Source organism: Stenotrophomonas sp. GQ19 (assembly GCF_059758695.1).
This window is the reverse complement of record NZ_JCAXES010000017.1, coordinates 1-16,562: the sequence shown is the minus strand read 5'-3', so window position 1 is coordinate 16,562 and position 16,562 is coordinate 1. Positions and strand designations below refer to the sequence as shown.

12 protein-coding genes and 1 tRNA gene are annotated in these 16,562 nt (G+C 62.9%); all 13 read left to right on the top strand.

The genetic code is table 11. The features are described from left to right. Positions 1-103: EF-Tu C-terminal domain-related protein (locus AC6CHL_RS20720; protein WP_498295889.1), on the top strand; the 103-nt coding region annotated here is incomplete at its 5' end. 100 nt (positions 104-203) lie between these two features. Further along, positions 204-279 (top strand) — tRNA-Trp (locus AC6CHL_RS20715). A 44-nt stretch (positions 280-323) separates the two neighbouring features. Further along, a complete protein-coding gene (gene secE / locus AC6CHL_RS20710) occupies positions 324-731 on the top strand; it encodes a preprotein translocase subunit SecE (protein ID WP_038690313.1) in 408 nt (135 codons plus the stop codon). Positions 732-741: 10 nt separating this feature from the next. After that, the gene (nusG, locus tag AC6CHL_RS20705; protein WP_017356001.1) at positions 742-1,302 is read left to right on the top strand and encodes a transcription termination/antitermination protein NusG; all 561 of its coding nucleotides are present in this window, start codon (positions 742-744) and stop codon (positions 1,300-1,302) included. 353 nt (positions 1,303-1,655) lie between these two features. Next, positions 1,656-2,084 carry a 50S ribosomal protein L11 gene (gene rplK, locus AC6CHL_RS20700; protein WP_019186116.1) on the top strand — a complete coding sequence of 143 codons (429 nt, stop codon included), beginning with the start codon at positions 1,656-1,658 and terminating at the stop codon, positions 2,082-2,084. 4 nt (positions 2,085-2,088) lie between these two features. Continuing rightward, entirely contained in the window at positions 2,089-2,787 is a 699-nt protein-coding gene (gene rplA, locus AC6CHL_RS20695; protein ID WP_038690311.1) for a 50S ribosomal protein L1, read from the top strand. A gap of 388 nt (positions 2,788-3,175) precedes the next feature. Next, positions 3,176-3,715 (top strand): 50S ribosomal protein L10, encoded by a 540-nt coding sequence (rplJ, locus tag AC6CHL_RS20690; RefSeq protein ID WP_038690309.1) that lies wholly within the window; start codon positions 3,176-3,178, stop codon positions 3,713-3,715. A 62-nt stretch (positions 3,716-3,777) separates the two neighbouring features. Then, positions 3,778-4,146, top strand: a complete 369-nt coding sequence (rplL, locus tag AC6CHL_RS20685; protein ID WP_038690307.1) for a 50S ribosomal protein L7/L12 — start codon at positions 3,778-3,780, stop codon at positions 4,144-4,146. Positions 4,147-4,447: 301 nt separating this feature from the next. Beyond that, positions 4,448-8,602, top strand: coding sequence for a DNA-directed RNA polymerase subunit beta (rpoB, locus tag AC6CHL_RS20680; protein ID WP_038690305.1), 4,155 nt, complete (start codon positions 4,448-4,450; stop codon positions 8,600-8,602). A gap of 89 nt (positions 8,603-8,691) precedes the next feature. After that, positions 8,692-12,933 carry a DNA-directed RNA polymerase subunit beta' gene (rpoC, locus tag AC6CHL_RS20675; RefSeq protein WP_038690303.1) on the top strand — a complete coding sequence of 1,414 codons (4,242 nt, stop codon included), beginning with the start codon at positions 8,692-8,694 and terminating at the stop codon, positions 12,931-12,933. A gap of 436 nt (positions 12,934-13,369) precedes the next feature. Then, positions 13,370-13,744, top strand: coding sequence for a 30S ribosomal protein S12 (gene rpsL / locus AC6CHL_RS20670; protein ID WP_017356008.1), 375 nt, complete (start codon positions 13,370-13,372; stop codon positions 13,742-13,744). 12 nt (positions 13,745-13,756) lie between these two features. Further along, on the top strand, positions 13,757-14,224 hold the full coding sequence (gene rpsG / locus AC6CHL_RS20665) for a 30S ribosomal protein S7 (protein WP_017356009.1): 468 nt from the start codon (positions 13,757-13,759) through the stop codon (positions 14,222-14,224). A 138-nt stretch (positions 14,225-14,362) separates the two neighbouring features. Beyond that, entirely contained in the window at positions 14,363-16,504 is a 2,142-nt protein-coding gene (gene fusA / locus AC6CHL_RS20660) for an elongation factor G (RefSeq protein ID WP_038690302.1), read from the top strand. Positions 16,505-16,562 lie beyond the last annotated feature (58 nt).

Here is a 16,562-nt window from a genome sequence, read left to right as displayed (position 1 = left end):
TACCCTGATCAACCCGGTCGCCATGGACGAAGGTCTGCGCTTCGCGATTCGCGAAGGCGGCCGTACCGTCGGCGCCGGCGTGGTCTCCAAGATCCTCGCGTAATTTCGTAATACCGGCGGTTGCATAGCTCCGCCGGTCTCGCGAATGGCGGGCCGGGAACCTCGGTCCGCCTTCGCCGTCTAAGGGAAGGCAGTTTTTCAGTACGCCAGTAGCTCAATTGGCAGAGCAGCGGTCTCCAAAACCGCAGGTTGGGGGTTCGAGTCCCTCCTGGCGTGCCACTTCTCCCTTCCAGCGGCCATGCCGCCTTAGCAGCCAGAGCCGGATGAACAGCAAGATCGAGCATTCCAAAGACAACACCTCCACTGGAGGTGACATCGTCAAGTACGCCGCCGCAACCATCCTGGTGCTGGCGGGTCTTTTTGCTTGGTACTGGTTCGGCACCCCTGAGCATGCGTCCCAGAGTGCATGGGCCGGTCCGCTTCGCGGTCTGGCCGTTGTCGTTGGCCTGGTGGCCGGCGTAGGCGTGTTCCTGATGACCGGCAAAGGTCGCGACACGCGTGAATTCCTTTCCGAATCGCGTTTCGAACTGCGCAAGGTAGTCTGGCCGACCCGCCAGGAAGCCATCCGCATGACCTGGGTGGTGATCGTTGTCGTGATCATCCTCAGCCTGCTGCTGGGCGGATTTGATTTCCTGATTCAGAAAGCGACCCAGTGGTTCCTGGGTCGATAAGGAGAAACCAGTGAAGCGTTGGTACGTCGTTCACGCCTATTCGGGCTTCGAAAAGTCGGTTGCGCAGGCTCTGCGCGATCGCATCGTGCGTGACGAGATGCAGGAGCGCTTCGGTGATGTCCTGGTCCCGACCGAGGAAGTGGTCGAAATGCGTTCCGGCCAGAAGCGCCGTTCCGAGCGCAAGTTCTTCCCGGGTTACGTGCTGGTCCAGATCGAGACCCACGAAGAAAACGGCATTCCGCGCATCGACAACGAAAGCTGGCACCTGGTGAAGGATACGTCCAAGGTGATGGGCTTCATTGGCGGTACCGCTGACCGTCCGTTGCCGATCCGCGACGAAGAGGCTGCTGCCATCCTGGACCGCGTTCAGGAAGGTGTTGAAAAGCCGCGTCCGAAGGTGCTGTTCGAGCCGGGCCAGATGGTCCGCGTCACCGAAGGCCCGTTCAACGACTTCAACGGCGTGGTCGAGGAAGTCAACTACGAGAAGAGCCGTCTGCGCGTCTCGGTGCTGATTTTCGGTCGTGCCACCCCGGTCGAGCTCGAGTTCGGCCAGGTCGAAAAGGCCGTCTGACCGCGCGTGTAGAGCCGGGCTCTGCCCGGCTGAACAGGCCGCCCGGCTGAATGTGAACGTCCAGCGGGGCAGAGCCCCGCTCTACGGTCCGGTTGAACAACGTAGCGCCGGGCTCTGCCCGGCGTTGCCGCGAAGCGGGGCAGAGCCCCGCTCTACGCTGCCGCCCTGCCGTATTCAGACAGGCGCGCCAAAACCTGATATAGTGCGCGGCTTCCTGCCAGGAAGCTGGCAAAAGCAAGGGCCGCCGCGAGGTGGCCTTCTGCGTGAATTCAAAACGCGATGCCGGGACGCGTGATTCCCGGTCCGATGGGGAGCCTGTTGTCGTAAGGCGCTAGCACCCGGAGAGCATACTCATGGCAAAGAAAGTTGTCGGTTATATCAAGCTGCAGGTGAAGGCCGGTCAGGCCAACCCCTCGCCGCCGGTCGGTCCTGCGCTGGGTCAGCGCGGCCTGAACATCATGGAATTCTGCAAGGCCTTCAATGCCGCCACGCAGAAGCTGGAGCCGGGTCTGCCGGTGCCGGTCATCATCACGGCCTACTCGGACCGTACCTTCACCTTCATCACCAAGAGCACCCCGGCCGCCGTGCTGCTCAAGAAGGCTGCTGGCATCTCCTCGGGCTCCAAGCGCCCGAACACCGAAAAGGTGGGCAAGGTGACCCGTAAGCAGCTGGAAGAAATCGCCAAGACCAAGGAAGCCGACCTGACGGCCGCCGACCTGGACGCCGCGGTGCGCACGATTGCCGGTTCTGCCCGTTCCATGGGCCTCGTGGTGGAGGGTTAAGAAGATGGCACAGACCAAGCGTGAGAAGGCCATCAAGGCCGCCGTCGTCCCGGGTAAGGCATATGCCTTCGAGGACGCGATCAAGATCCTGAAGACCGCTACCAAGGCCAAGTTCGTCGAGTCCTTCGACGTTGCTGTGCGCCTGGGCGTGGACGCCAAGAAGTCCGACCAGCAGGTGCGCGGTTCCACCGTGCTGCCGTCCGGTACCGGCAAGAGCGTGCGCGTTGCCGTCTTCGCACCGGCCGGTGCCAAGGCTGACGAAGCCCTGGCCGCTGGCGCAGAAGCCGTTGGCATGGAAGACCTGGCCGAGAAGATGCAGGCCGGCGATCTGAACTATGACGTCGTCATCGCCACCCCGGACGCCATGCGCGTCGTGGGTAAGCTGGGCACCGTGCTCGGCCCGCGCGGCCTGATGCCGAACCCGAAGGTCGGCACCGTATCGGCCAACCCGGGCGAAGCCGTCAAGAATGCCAAGTCGGGTCAGGTGCGTTACCGCACCGACAAGGCCGGCATCATCCACTGCACCATCGGTAAGGCCGACTTCGCTGAAGACGCGTTGAAGCTGAACCTGCAGGCGCTGCTGATGGACCTGATCAAGGCCAAGCCGGCTACCTCGAAGGGCACCTACCTGCAGAAGGTATCGGTCAGCTCGACGATGGGCCCGGGCGTCACCGTCGACCAGTCGTCGCTGACCCTGAAGTAAGTGTTTCAAGCGGGAGCTGGGCGCATGCCCGGCTCCCGCGATATTTGAAGGCAATCGAAGTGGGGTCCGCCCCGTGACGATAGCCGTCAAAGACCGCAGGCGCGGTCAGTACATACCGGCGACGGGCAGGGATGCTCGCATTGGCAGGGAGTCGCCGCCGGCGCAGTACCGACCGCTTAATCGATTCCTTCGGGAATCACCCTGCGTAGATGGTGCCCTTCTGGAGTTTTTCTGGTTTACGCACGTCTGGGTTCTCCCAGGTTGGCCATCCAGGTCTAGAACGGCCCACCCTTGGAACATCAACCCGATGTTCCCGGCGTCCAGGACGGATGCCGCCCAGGACCGCACACGGCAGGAGCCGTAAGCGGAGTTCAATTGGAGGAGTGCAATGGCTCTCAATCTGTCCCAGAAGCAAGAAGTAGTCGCGGAGCTGGCAGAAGTCGCCGCCAAGGCTCACTCCTTGATCGCAGCCGAATACGCTGGCACCACGGTCTCCCAGATGACCGCGATGCGCAAGCAGGCACGCGAAACCGGCGTTTTCTTGAAAGTTGTCAAGAACACGCTGGCGGCACGTGCAGTGGAAGGTACCGACTACGCGTGCGCCAAAGACGCACTCGTCGGTCCGCTGCTGTACGCGTTCTCGCTCGAGGAGCCCGGCGCAGCCGGTCGCCTGATCAAGGATTTTGCCAAGACCAACGACAAGCTGCAGGCAAAGGTCGTGGCCATCGGCGGGGAACTGTTCCCGGCTGGCCATGTTGACGTGCTGGCCTCGCTGCCGACCCGTGATCAGGCCCTGGCCATGCTGGCCCGCGTCCTGACCGAGCCGGTCACGATGTTCGCCCGCGCCATCAAGGCCATCGGCGACAAGCAGGGTGGTGGCGAAGAAGCCGCTGCCGATGCTGCCGAACCGGCTGCCGAGACCGCCTGAGTCGACGTTTCCGTGGTTCCTGACGGAACCTCAACCCAGAAAATTATCCAAAGGTAATCAAAATGTCCCTTACCAACGAACAGATCGTCGACGCCATCGCCGAGAAGTCCCTGATGGAAGTGATGGAGCTGGTCAAGGCCATCGAAGAGAAGTTCGGCGTCTCCGCCGCTGCTCCGGTCGCCGCAGCTGCTGCTGCTGGCCCGGCTGCTGCCGTGGAAGAGCAGACCGAGTTCGACGTCATCCTGAAGTCGGCCGGCGAGAAGAAGGTCGAAGTGATTAAGGCTGTCCGCGCCATCACCGGCCTGGGCCTGAAGGAAGCCAAGGACCTGGCTGAAGCCGGCGGCATGATCAAGGAAGGCGCTTCGAAGGACGACGCTGCCAAGTTCAAGAAGGACCTGGAAGCTGCTGGCGCGACTGTCGAAGTCAAGTAAGCAGTTCCTTGCCTCGCCATCGAATCACGGCGATGCAGCCAAGGCTGGGGGCGTAAGCCCCCGGCCTTTGGTCGTTTCAACGCATTACCCGATGTAAAGCCCAACACGGGCTGCGGTCATACCCTGTAACAGCAGCGCCGCTGGCGCGCCGGCAGGGTAGTGGATGCAGACGAGTTGGCAGTTGGAAGTAGCAAGAGAAGGCGTGCTGGTGCCGGCAATACCAGCGACTTCCAACTGACAATTTTCATGTTCCCTTCGGGTCGCGCCTGTACGGCGGCCCGCACAGCCAAGGTGAGACCCCATGACGTCATATTCGTTCACCGAAAAGAAGCGTATCCGCAAGGATTTCGGCAAGCAGCGCTCGATCCTCGAAGTGCCTTTCCTGCTTGCCATCCAGGTGGATTCCTATCGCGAATTCCTGCAGGAAAACATTGATCCGGCCAAGCGCCGTGATCTGGGCCTGCACGCCGCCCTGAAGTCGGTCTTCCCGATCGCCAGTTACAGCGGCAACGCTGCCCTGGAATACGTCGGCTACAAGCTCGGCGACCCGGTCTTCGACGAGCGCGAATGCCGCCAGCGCGGCATGAGCTACGGCGCGCCGCTGCGCGTGACCGTGCGTCTGGTGATCTACGACCGCGAGTCGTCGACCAAGGCCATCAAGTACGTGAAGGAGCAGGAGGTCTACCTCGGCGAAATCCCGCTGATGACCGACAACGGCACCTTCATCGTCAACGGTACCGAGCGCGTCATCGTGTCGCAGCTGCACCGTTCGCCGGGCGTGTTCTTCGACCACGACCGTGGCAAGACCCACAGCTCGGGCAAGCTGCTGTACAGCGCCCGCATCATTCCGTACCGCGGCTCCTGGCTGGACTTCGAGTTCGACCCGAAGGACGCGCTGTTCACCCGTATCGATCGTCGCCGCAAGCTGCCGGTGTCGATCCTGCTGCGTGCGCTGGGCTACAGCAATGAAGAAATGCTGGCCGAGTTCTTCGAGATCAACACCTTCCACATCAACCCCGATGAAGGTGTGCAGCTCGAACTGGTGGCCGAGCGTCTGCGCGGCGAAACCCTGAACTTCGACCTGGCCGACGGCGACAAGGTCATCGTCGAAGCCGGCAAGCGCATCACCGCGCGCCACGTCAAGCAGCTGGAAGCCTCGGGCATCGCCGCCCTGGCCGTGCCGGACGATTACATCGTCGGCCGCATCCTGTCGCACGACGTGGTGGACGCCAACACCGGTGAACTGCTGGCCCAGGCCAACGACGAAATCACCGACGAACAGCTGCAGGCCTTCCGCAAGGCCGGCGTCGATGCCGTGGGCACCCTGTGGGTGAACGACCTGGATCGTGGCCCGTACCTGTCCAACACCCTGCGCATCGATCCGACCAAGACCCAGCTGGAAGCCCTGGTCGAAATCTACCGCATGATGCGTCCGGGCGAGCCGCCGACCAAGGATGCCGCGCAGAACCTGTTCCACAACCTGTTCTTCACCTTCGAGCGCTACGACCTGTCCACGGTCGGCCGCATGAAGTTCAACCGTCGTGTCGGCCGCAAGGCTGTCACCGGCGAAGCGGTGCTGTACGACCGCAAGTACTTCGGTGAGCGCAACGACGAAGAGTCCAAGCGCCTGGTCGCCGAGCACGCCGACACCTCCGACATCCTGGAAGTGATCAAGGTCCTGACTGAGATCCGCAACGGTCGCGGCGTGGTCGATGACATCGATCACCTGGGCAACCGTCGTGTGCGTTCGGTCGGTGAAATGGCCGAGAACGTGTTCCGCGTGGGCCTGGTCCGCGTCGAGCGCGCGGTCAAGGAACGCCTGTCGATGGCCGAATCCGAAGGCCTGACCCCGCAGGAGCTGATCAACGCCAAGCCGGTCGCCGCTGCCATCAAGGAATTCTTCGGTTCCTCGCAGCTGTCCCAGTTCATGGATCAGAACAACCCGCTGTCGGAAGTCACCCACAAGCGTCGCGTCTCGGCCCTGGGCCCGGGCGGCCTGACCCGTGAGCGTGCCGGCTTCGAAGTGCGCGACGTCCATCCGACCCATTACGGCCGCGTCTGCACCATCGAAACGCCGGAAGGCCCGAACATCGGCCTGATCAACTCGCTGGCCGTGTACGCCCGCACCAACCAGTACGGCTTCCTCGAGACCCCGTACCGCAAGGTTGCTGACGGCAAGGTCTCCGACGAGATCGAGTTCCTGTCGGCCATCGAAGAAAACGAGTACGTCATCGCCCAGGCCAACGCCCTGACCGATGCCAAGAGCATGCTCACCGAGCAGTTCGTGCCGTGCCGTTTCCAGGGTGAGTCGCTGCTGAAGCCGCCGGCGGAAGTCCACTTCATGGACGTCTCGCCGATGCAGACCGTGTCGATCGCGGCCGCGCTGGTTCCGTTCCTGGAACACGATGACGCAAACCGTGCACTGATGGGCGCCAACATGCAGCGCCAGGCCGTGCCGACCCTGCGTGCGCAGAAGCCGCTGGTGGGTACCGGTATCGAACGCGCCGTGGCCCGTGACTCGGGTGTGACCGTGAATGCCCGTCGTGGTGGCGAGATCGTGCAGATCGACGCCGGCCGCATCGTGGTCAAGGTCAACGAAGTGGAGATCACCGACGCGACCGACGCCGGCGTGGATATCTACAACCTGATCAAGTACACCCGCTCCAACCAGAACACCTGCATCAACCAGCGTCCGCTGGTGGAAGTGGGCAACGTGGTGGCGCGTGGCGACGTGCTGGCTGACGGTCCGTCCACCGACATCGGCGAACTGGCCCTGGGCCAGAACATGCTGATCGCCTTCATGCCGTGGAACGGCTACAACTTCGAAGACTCCATCCTGCTTTCCGAGCGCGTGGTGGAAGAGGATCGTTACACCACGATCCACATCGAAGAACTGACCTGCGTTGCGCGTGACACGAAGCTGGGGCCGGAGGAAATTTCCGCCGACATCCCGAACGTGTCCGAACAGGCGCTGAACCGTCTGGACGAGTCGGGCGTGGTGTACATCGGCGCCGAAGTGCGTGCCGGCGACATCATGGTCGGCAAGGTCACCCCGAAGGGCGAAAGCCAGCTGACCCCGGAAGAGAAGCTGCTCCGCGCGATCTTCGGCGAGAAGGCCTCGGACGTGAAGGACAGCTCGCTGCGCGTGCCGCCGGGCATGGACGGCACCGTCATCGACGTGCAGGTCTTCACCCGCGACGGCATCGAGAAGGACAAGCGCGCCCGTCAGATCGAAGAGTCTGAAATCAAGCGCGTCAAGAAGGACTTCGACGACCAGTTCCGCATCCTGGAAGGCGCCATCTACGCCCGTCTGCGTTCGCAGATCGTGGGCAAGGTGGTCAACGGTGGTGCCAACCTGAAGAAGGGCGACACCGTCACCGACGCGTACCTGGATGGCCTGAAGAAGGCCGACTGGTTCGTGCTGCGCATGAAGGACGACGACGCTTCCGAAGCCATCGAGCGCGCCCAGAAGCAGATCCAGGCGCACGAGAAGGAATTCGAGCGTCGCTTCGCCGACAAGCGCGGCAAGATCACCGCCGGTGACGACCTCGCCCCGGGCGTGCTGAAGATGGTCAAGGTGTTCCTGGCCGTGAAGCGTCGCATCCAGCCGGGTGACAAGATGGCCGGCCGCCACGGCAACAAGGGTGTGGTCTCCAACGTGGTGCCGGTCGAGGACATGCCGTACATGGCCTCGGGCGAAACCGTGGACATCGTGCTGAACCCGCTGGGCGTGCCGTCGCGTATGAACATCGGCCAGATCCTGGAAGTGCATCTGGGCTGGGCCGCCAAGGGCCTGGGTCGCAAGATCCAAGGCATGCTGGAAGCCCAGGCCGCGATCAGCGACCTGCGCACGTTCCTGGACGATGTCTACAACCACGACAAGACCCAGCACGCCAACCACGTCGACCTGACCCAGTTCAGCGACGAGGAGCTGCTGCGTCTGGCCGGCAACCTGACCGACGGCGTGCCGATGGCCACCCCGGTGTTCGACGGTGCCACCGAAGCCGAGATCAAGCACATGCTTGCCCTGGCCGACCTGCCGCTGAGCGGCCAGACCCAGCTGTATGACGGCCGCACCGGTGAGGCATTCGATCGCCACACCACCGTGGGCTACATGCACTACCTGAAGCTGAACCACCTGGTCGACGACAAGATGCACGCCCGTTCGACCGGCCCGTACTCGCTCGTTACCCAGCAGCCGCTGGGCGGCAAGGCGCAGTTCGGTGGCCAGCGCTTCGGTGAAATGGAAGTCTGGGCGCTGGAAGCCTACGGCGCGGCCTACACCCTGCAGGAAATGCTGACGGTGAAGTCCGATGACGTGCAGGGCCGCAACCAGATGTACAAGAACATCGTCGACGGTGAGCACGAGATGGTCGCGGGCATGCCGGAATCCTTCAACGTTCTCGTGAAGGAAATCCGCTCGCTGGCCATCAACATGGAACTGGAAGACAACTGATGGCGCAGGCGCGGCTGCCCCGGCAGCCGCGCCACCCGTTTGTTCGCTGACAGCCCATCGACAAGATTTCCTCCTTTCGGAGAAACACCATGAAAGACTTGCTGAACCTCTTCAACCAGCAGCGCCAGACGCTGGACTTCGACGCGATCAAGATCGCGCTGGCCTCGCCGGACCTGATCCGTTCGTGGTCCTTCGGCGAAGTGAAGAAGCCGGAAACCATCAACTACCGTACCTTCAAGCCGGAGCGTGACGGCCTGTTCTGCGCCGCCATCTTCGGGCCGGTCAAGGACTACGAGTGCCTGTGCGGCAAGTACAAGCGCATGAAGCACCGCGGCGTGGTCTGCGAAAAGTGCGGCACCGAAGTCACCCTGGCCAAGGTGCGCCGCGAGCGCATGGGCCACATCGACCTGGCCTCGCCGGTCGCGCACATCTGGTTCCTCAAGTCGCTGCCGTCGCGCATCGGCCTGATGCTGGACATGACCCTGCGTGACATCGAGCGCGTGCTGTACTTCGAAGCCTACGTGGTGACCGAGCCGGGCCTGACCGCCCTGGAGCGCCGCCAGCTGCTGACCGAAGAACAGTACCTGCAGGCCCGCCAGGAGCACGGCGACGACTTCGACGCCGCCATGGGCGCCGAGGCCGTGTACGAGCTGCTGCGCACCATCGACCTGCAGTCGGAAATGACCCGCCTGCGCGAGGAAATCTCCAGCACCGGTTCGGAAACCAAGCTCAAGCGCCTCACCAAGCGCATCAAGCTGGTCGAAGCCTTCCTCGAGTCGGGCAACCGTCCGGAGTGGATGGTCATGACCGTGCTGCCGGTGCTGCCGCCGGACCTGCGTCCGCTGGTGCCGCTGGACGGTGGCCGCTTCGCGACCTCCGACCTGAACGACCTGTACCGCCGCGTCATCAACCGCAACAACCGCCTGCGCCGCCTGCTCGAGCTGAACGCGCCTGACATCATCGTGCGCAATGAAAAGCGCATGCTGCAGGAATCGGTCGATGCGCTGCTGGACAACGGCCGTCGCGGCCGTGCCATCACCGGCACCAACAAGCGCCCGCTGAAGTCGCTGGCCGACATGATCAAGGGCAAGCAGGGTCGCTTCCGTCAGAACCTGCTGGGCAAGCGCGTCGACTACTCGGGCCGTTCGGTCATCGTGGTCGGTCCGTACCTGCGCCTGCACCAGTGCGGCCTGCCGAAGAAGATGGCGCTTGAGCTGTTCAAGCCGTTCGTGTTCGCCAAGCTGCAGCGTCGTGGCCTGGCCACCACCATCAAGGCCGCCAAGAAGCTGGTCGAGCGCGAAGAAGCCGAAGTCTGGGACATCCTGGAAGAGGTCATCCGCGAACATCCGGTGATGCTGAACCGTGCGCCGACCCTGCACCGTCTGGGCATCCAGGCGTTCGAGCCGGTGCTGATCGAAGGCAAGGCCATCCAGCTGCACCCGCTGGTCTGCACCGCGTTCAACGCCGACTTCGACGGTGACCAGATGGCCGTCCACGTGCCGCTCTCGCTGGAAGCCCAGCTGGAAGCGCGTGCGCTGATGATGTCCACCAACAACATCCTGTCGCCGGCCAACGGCGAGCCGATCATCGTGCCGTCGCAGGACGTCGTGCTGGGTCTGTACTACATGACCCGCTCGCTGGAAAACAAGAAGGGCGAGGGCATGGCCTTCGCCAACATCGCCGAAGTCAAGCGCGCCTACGACAACCGCGTGGTGGAACTGCACGCACGCGTCAAGGTCCGCATCACCGAAGTGGTGACCGACGAAGACGGCAACAAGCAGAACAAGACCTCGATCGTGGACACCACGATCGGTCGCGCCCTGCTGGCTGAAATCCTGCCGGAAGGCCTGCCGTTCGCGCTGGCCAACACCGAGCTGACCAAGAAGAACATCAGCCGCCTGATCAACTCCAGCTACCGCCAGCTGGGCTTGAAGGACACGGTCGTGTTCGCCGACAAGCTGATGTACACCGGCTTTGCCTACGCAACCCGCGCCGGCGTGTCGATCGGTATCGACGACATGCTGATCCCGGACGAGAAGAAGGGCATCCTCACCGAGGCCGAAGCCGAAGTGCTGGAAATCCAGGAGCAGTACCAGTCGGGTCTGGTCACCGCCGGCGAGCGCTACAACAAGGTGGTCGACATCTGGTCGCGCACCAATGAGCGCATCGCCAAGGCGATGATGGACACCATCGGTACCGAAAAGGTCATCAATGCCAAGGGCGAGACCATCGACCAGAAGTCGATGAACTCCCTGTACATCATGGCCGACTCCGGTGCGCGTGGTTCGCAGGCACAGATCCGCCAGCTGGCCGGTATGCGCGGCCTGATGGCGCGTCCGGATGGCTCGATCATCGAAACGCCCATCAAGGCGAACTTCCGTGAAGGCCTGAACGTACAGGAATACTTCAACTCCACCCACGGTGCCCGTAAGGGTCTGGCCGATACCGCGCTGAAGACCGCCAACTCGGGTTACCTGACCCGTCGTCTGGTGGACGTCGCGCAGGACGTGGTCATCACCGAAGTGGATTGCGGTACCACTGAAGGCCTGACCATGACCCCGATCGTGGAAGGCGGCGACGTCGTGGAGCCGTTGAAGGACCGCGTGCTGGGTCGTGTCGTGGCCGAGGACGTGTTCCTGCCGGGCAACGACGAAGATCCGATCGTGACCCGCAACACGCTGCTGGACGAAGCGTGGGTGGCCAAGCTTGAAGATGCCAGCGTGCAGTCGGTGAAGGTCCGTTCGACCATCTCCTGCGCCTCGGCCTTCGGCGTGTGCGCCCATTGCTACGGCCGCGATCTGGCCCGTGGCCACATCGTCAACATCGGCGAAGCGGTCGGCGTCATCGCCGCGCAGTCGATCGGTGAGCCGGGTACCCAGCTGACCATGCGTACGTTCCACATCGGTGGTGCGGCATCGCGTGCGGCTGCCGTGGACAACATCACGGTCAAGACCACCGGTTCGGTCAAGTTCAACAACCTCAAGTCGGTGGCCCATGCCAGCGGTTCGCTGGTTGCGGTCTCGCGCTCGGGTGAAATCTCGGTGCTCGATGCCCACGGTCGTGAGCGTGAGCGCTACAAGCTGCCCTACGGTGCCACCATCACCTCCAAGGACGCCGACTCGGTCAAGGCTGGCCAGACCGTCGCCAATTGGGACCCGCATAACCACCCGATCGTGTCCGAAGTGGCGGGTTTCATCCGCTTCATCGACTTCATCGACGGCGTCACCGTCATCGAGAAGACCGACGAACTGACCGGCCTGGCGTCGCGTGAAATCACCGACCCGAAGCGTCGTGGCTCGCAGGCCAAGGACCTCCGTCCGATCGTGCGTATCGTGGATGCCAAGGGCAATGACCTGACCATCCCGAACACCGATCTGCCGGCCCAGTACCTGCTGCCGCCGCGCTCCATCGTCAACCTGCAGGACGGCGCCGCCGTCGGCGTGGGTGACGTGGTCGCCAAGATCCCGCAGGAAGCGTCCAAGACCCGCGATATCACCGGTGGTCTGCCGCGCGTAGCCGACTTGTTCGAAGCGCGCAAGCCGAAGGATCCGGCGATCCTGGCCGAGCGTTCGGGCATCATCAGCTTCGGTAAGGACACCAAGGGCAAGCAGCGCCTGATCATCAAGGACACCGATGGTTCGGAACACGAAGAGCTGATCCCGAAGTACCGTCAGGTGATCGTGTTCGAAGGCGAACACGTGACCAAGGGCGAAACCATCGTGGACGGCGAGCCGAGCCCGCAGGACATCCTGCGTCTGCTGGGTGTCGAGCCGCTGGCGGCCTACCTGGTCAAGGAAATCCAGGACGTGTACCGCCTGCAGGGCGTGAAGATCAACGACAAGCACATTGAAGTGATCACCCGCCAGATGCTGCGCAAGGTCGAAATCACCGACCAGGGCAGCAGCAAGTTCCTGAATGGCGAGCAGGCCGAGCGCCAGCGCGTCATCGAGGAAAATGCACGCCTGACCACCCGCAACGAGCTGATTGCCCGTTTCGATCCGGTCCTGCTGGGTATCACCAAGGCGTCGCTGGCCACCGAATCGTTCATCTCGGCTGCTTCCTTCCAGGAAACCACCCGCGTGTTGACCGAGGCGGCCGTCCGCGGCACCAAGGACAACCTGCGCGGTCTGAAGGAAAACGTCATCGTCGGCCGTCTGATCCCGGCCGGTACCGGTCTGTCGTACCACGCCAACCGCCGCCGCAACGCGAGCGGGCTGACCGATTCGGAAATGCAGACCCTGGCCGGCACCCCGGTCGCGGCCGCACCGGTCGCCGTGGCTGCCCCGGAAGTGGCGGTCGAATCGACCGACGCCGAGCAGGCTGACGAGTGATGAACGGGTCCGGCCCCTGGCCGGACCAAAAGGTAGGGTCCAGCCGTTGGCTGGACCAAAAGGTAGGACCCGGCCGATGGCCGGACCAAAAGGTAGGACCCGGCCGTTGGCCGGGTCATCGAAAGGGTAGGGCCCCGGCCATTGGCCGCCGGACCCCGCCACTCGGACGCCACCGGCCACTGGCCGGATGGCTGCCGATGAGGTAGGATGCCGGCCCGGTCTCTCAAAGGACCGGGTTGACAACCTGAACGGGGGGCATGGAGAAGGCTCCCCTGTAACGGCCCGGGATCAGGGCTGGCTTGGCGCGTGCGCATTTGACTGCGTTTTCGCCAGGTTGCTACAATCGTCTGTCTCAGCAGGCCGGTTTCTTGCCTGCTCGCACATATCCGCATTCATGGCCGGTTTTTTCACTGGCCTCTCTCAGAAGAACATACTGATGGCGACGATCAATCAGCTTGTCCGCAAGCCGCGGCAGGCAACCACTTATAAGAGTGCCTCCCCGGCCCTCGATAAGTGCCCCCAGCGCCGTGGCGTCTGCACGCGCGTGTACACCACCACTCCGAAGAAGCCGAACTCGGCGCTTCGCAAGGTTGCCAAGGTTCGCCTGACCAACCAAGAAGAAGTGATTAGCTACATCGGCGGCGAAGGCCACAACCTGCAGGAACACTCCGTGGTCCTGATCCGTGGCGGTCGCGTCAAGGATCTGCCGGGTGTGCGTTACCACACCGTGCGTGGCTCGCTGGACGCCTCCGGCGTTGCCAAGCGTCGCCAGGGCCGTTCCAAGTACGGCGCCAAGCGTCCGAAGAGCTAAGGGAAAGTACACATGTCTCGTAAAGGTAATACGCCGCAGCGCTCTGTCCTGCCGGATCCGAAGCACGGAAGTGAAACCATCGCTCGTTTCATCAATATGGTGATGCTGAGCGGCAAGAAGTCGGTCGCTGAAAAGATCGTCTACGGTGCCATGGACGTGATCGGCGAAAAGAACCCGAACTCCGTCGAGCTGGTGCAGAAGGCTCTGGACAACGTGGCTCCGTCGGTCGAAGTCAAGTCCCGTCGCGTCGGTGGTGCCACCTATCAGGTGCCCGTCGAAGTGCGTTCGTCGCGCAAGATGGCCCTGGCCATGCGTTGGCTGATCGACTCGGCCCGTAAGCGTGGTGAAAACACCATGCCGAAGAAGCTGGCTGCCGAACTGCTGGACGCCTCGGAAAACCGTGGCGGCGCCATCAAGAAGCGCGAAGAAACCCACCGCATGGCCGAAGCCAACAAGGCATTCGCCCACTACCGCTGGTGAGTTTGACGGCCTTGCAAAACAGGCAGAGCGGCACTACGTATTAGTGCCGCTTCGCGGCACCTGGGGTGCCGCGCCAATCCGAAGGCCGCCGAAAGGCGGCGTTCGGCCATCCGAATTCCAAGAAATTGAGAGGCTCCCGTGGCCCGCACCACTCCCATCGAGCGTTACCGTAACTTCGGCATCATGGCTCACATCGATGCCGGCAAGACCACCACGTCCGAGCGCATCCTGTTCTACACCGGCAAGAGCCACAAGATCGGTGAAGTGCACGACGGCGCTGCCACCATGGACTGGATGGAGCAGGAGCAGGAGCGTGGCATCACGATCCAGTCCGCTGCGACCACTGCGTTCTGGAAGGGCATGGACAAGTCCCTGCCGGAGCATCGCTTCAACATCATCGACACCCCCGGACACGTCGACTTCACCATCGAAGTAGAGCGCTCGCTGCGCGTGCTCGACGGTGCGGTGTTCGTGCTGTGCGCCGTCGGTGGCGTGCAGCCGCAGTCCGAAACCGTGTGGCGCCAGGCCAACCGGTACAAGGTGCCGCGCATTGCCTTCGTCAACAAGATGGACCGCACCGGTGCCAACTTCACCAAGGTCGTTGGCCAGCTGAAGGCCAAGCTCGGCGCCACCGCCGTGCCGATGCAGCTGCCGATCGGCGCTGAAGACGGCTTCAAGGGCGTGGTCGACCTGATCAAGATGAAGGCCATCCATTGGGATGAAGCCTCGCAGGGCATGAAGTTCGAGTACCTGGAAATCCCGGCCGACATGCAGGCGGAGGCCGACGAGGCCCGCACCTACATGATCGAAGCCGCGGCTGAAGCCAGCGAAGAGCTGATGGAAAAGTACCTGGGCGGCGAAGAGCTGACCGAGGCCGAGATCGTCGAAGCCCTGCGCGTGCGCACCCTGGCGACCGACATCGTGCCGATGTACTGCGGTTCTGCGTTCAAGAACAAGGGCGTGCAGGCCATGCTGGACGGCGTGGTGCAGCTGCTGCCGTCGCCGATCGACGTGCCGGACGTGACCGGTACCGACGTCGACGATGAAACCGTTGCGCTGAGCCGCAAGTCCGACGACAAGGCCCCGTTCTCGGCCCTGGCGTTCAAGATCATCACCGACCCGTTCGTGGGCGCGCTGACCTTCTTCCGTGTCTATTCGGGCACGCTGAATGCTGGCGACCAGCTGCTGAACTCGGTGAAGGGCAAGAAGGAGCGCATCGGCCGCATCCTGCAGATGCACTCCAACGATCGTGAAGAAATCAAGGAAGTGCTGGCCGGTGACATCGCCGCGGCCGTGGGCCTGAAGGACACGACCACCGGTGACACCCTGTGCTCGCAGGACCACCCGATCATCCTGGAGCGCATGGTGTTCCCGGAGCCGGTCATCTCGATGGCCGTCGAACCGAAGACCAAGTCCGACCAGGAAAAGATGGGTCTGGCGCTGGGCCGTCTGGCTCAGGAGGATCCGTCGTTCCGCGTCAAGACCGACGAAGAATCCGGCCAGACCATCATCTCGGGCATGGGCGAGCTGCACCTGGACATCATCGTGGATCGCATGAAGCGCGAGTTCAACGTTGAAGCCAACGTCGGCAAGCCGCAGGTTGCGTACCGCGAAACCATCCAGATGGCCGACGTCAAGTCGGACTACAAGCACGCCAAGCAGTCCGGTGGTAAGGGTCAGTACGGTCACGTCGTGATCGAGCTGTCGCCGATCACCGCTGAAGACCGTGCCGATCCGAAGATCGCCCCGGCGATCAAGGATGACTTCCTGTTCATCAACGACATCACCGGTGGCGTGATTCCGAAGGAATTCATTCCGTCGATCGAAAAGGGCCTGCGCGAAACCATCACCAGCGGTCCGCTGGCGGGCTTCCCGGTCGTGGACGTCAAGGTGAAGCTGGTGTTCGGCTCGTACCATGACGTCGACTCCTCGGAAATGGCGTTCAAGCTCGCGTCCTCGATGGCCTTCAAGCAGGGCTTCCAGAAGGCCAAGCCGGTCCTGCTGGAGCCGATCATGAAGGTCGAGATCGTGACCCCGGAGGATTACCAGGGTGACGTGATGGGCGACGTCAGCCGTCGTCGTGGCGTGCTGCAGGGTTCGAGCACCACCGGTGACGGTTCGGCGAGCATCATCAACGCGATGATCCCGCTGGGCGAAATGTTCGGTTACGCCACCTCGCTGCGTTCGCAGACCCAGGGTCGCGCAACGTTCACGATGGAATTCGACCACTACGAGCCGGCGCCGAACAACATCGCCGAATCCGTGATCAAGAAGGCCTGAGCGTAAGCTCAGGTCTCAACCTCTTTCTTTCTGACATTCAAGGGCTACAACAATGGCA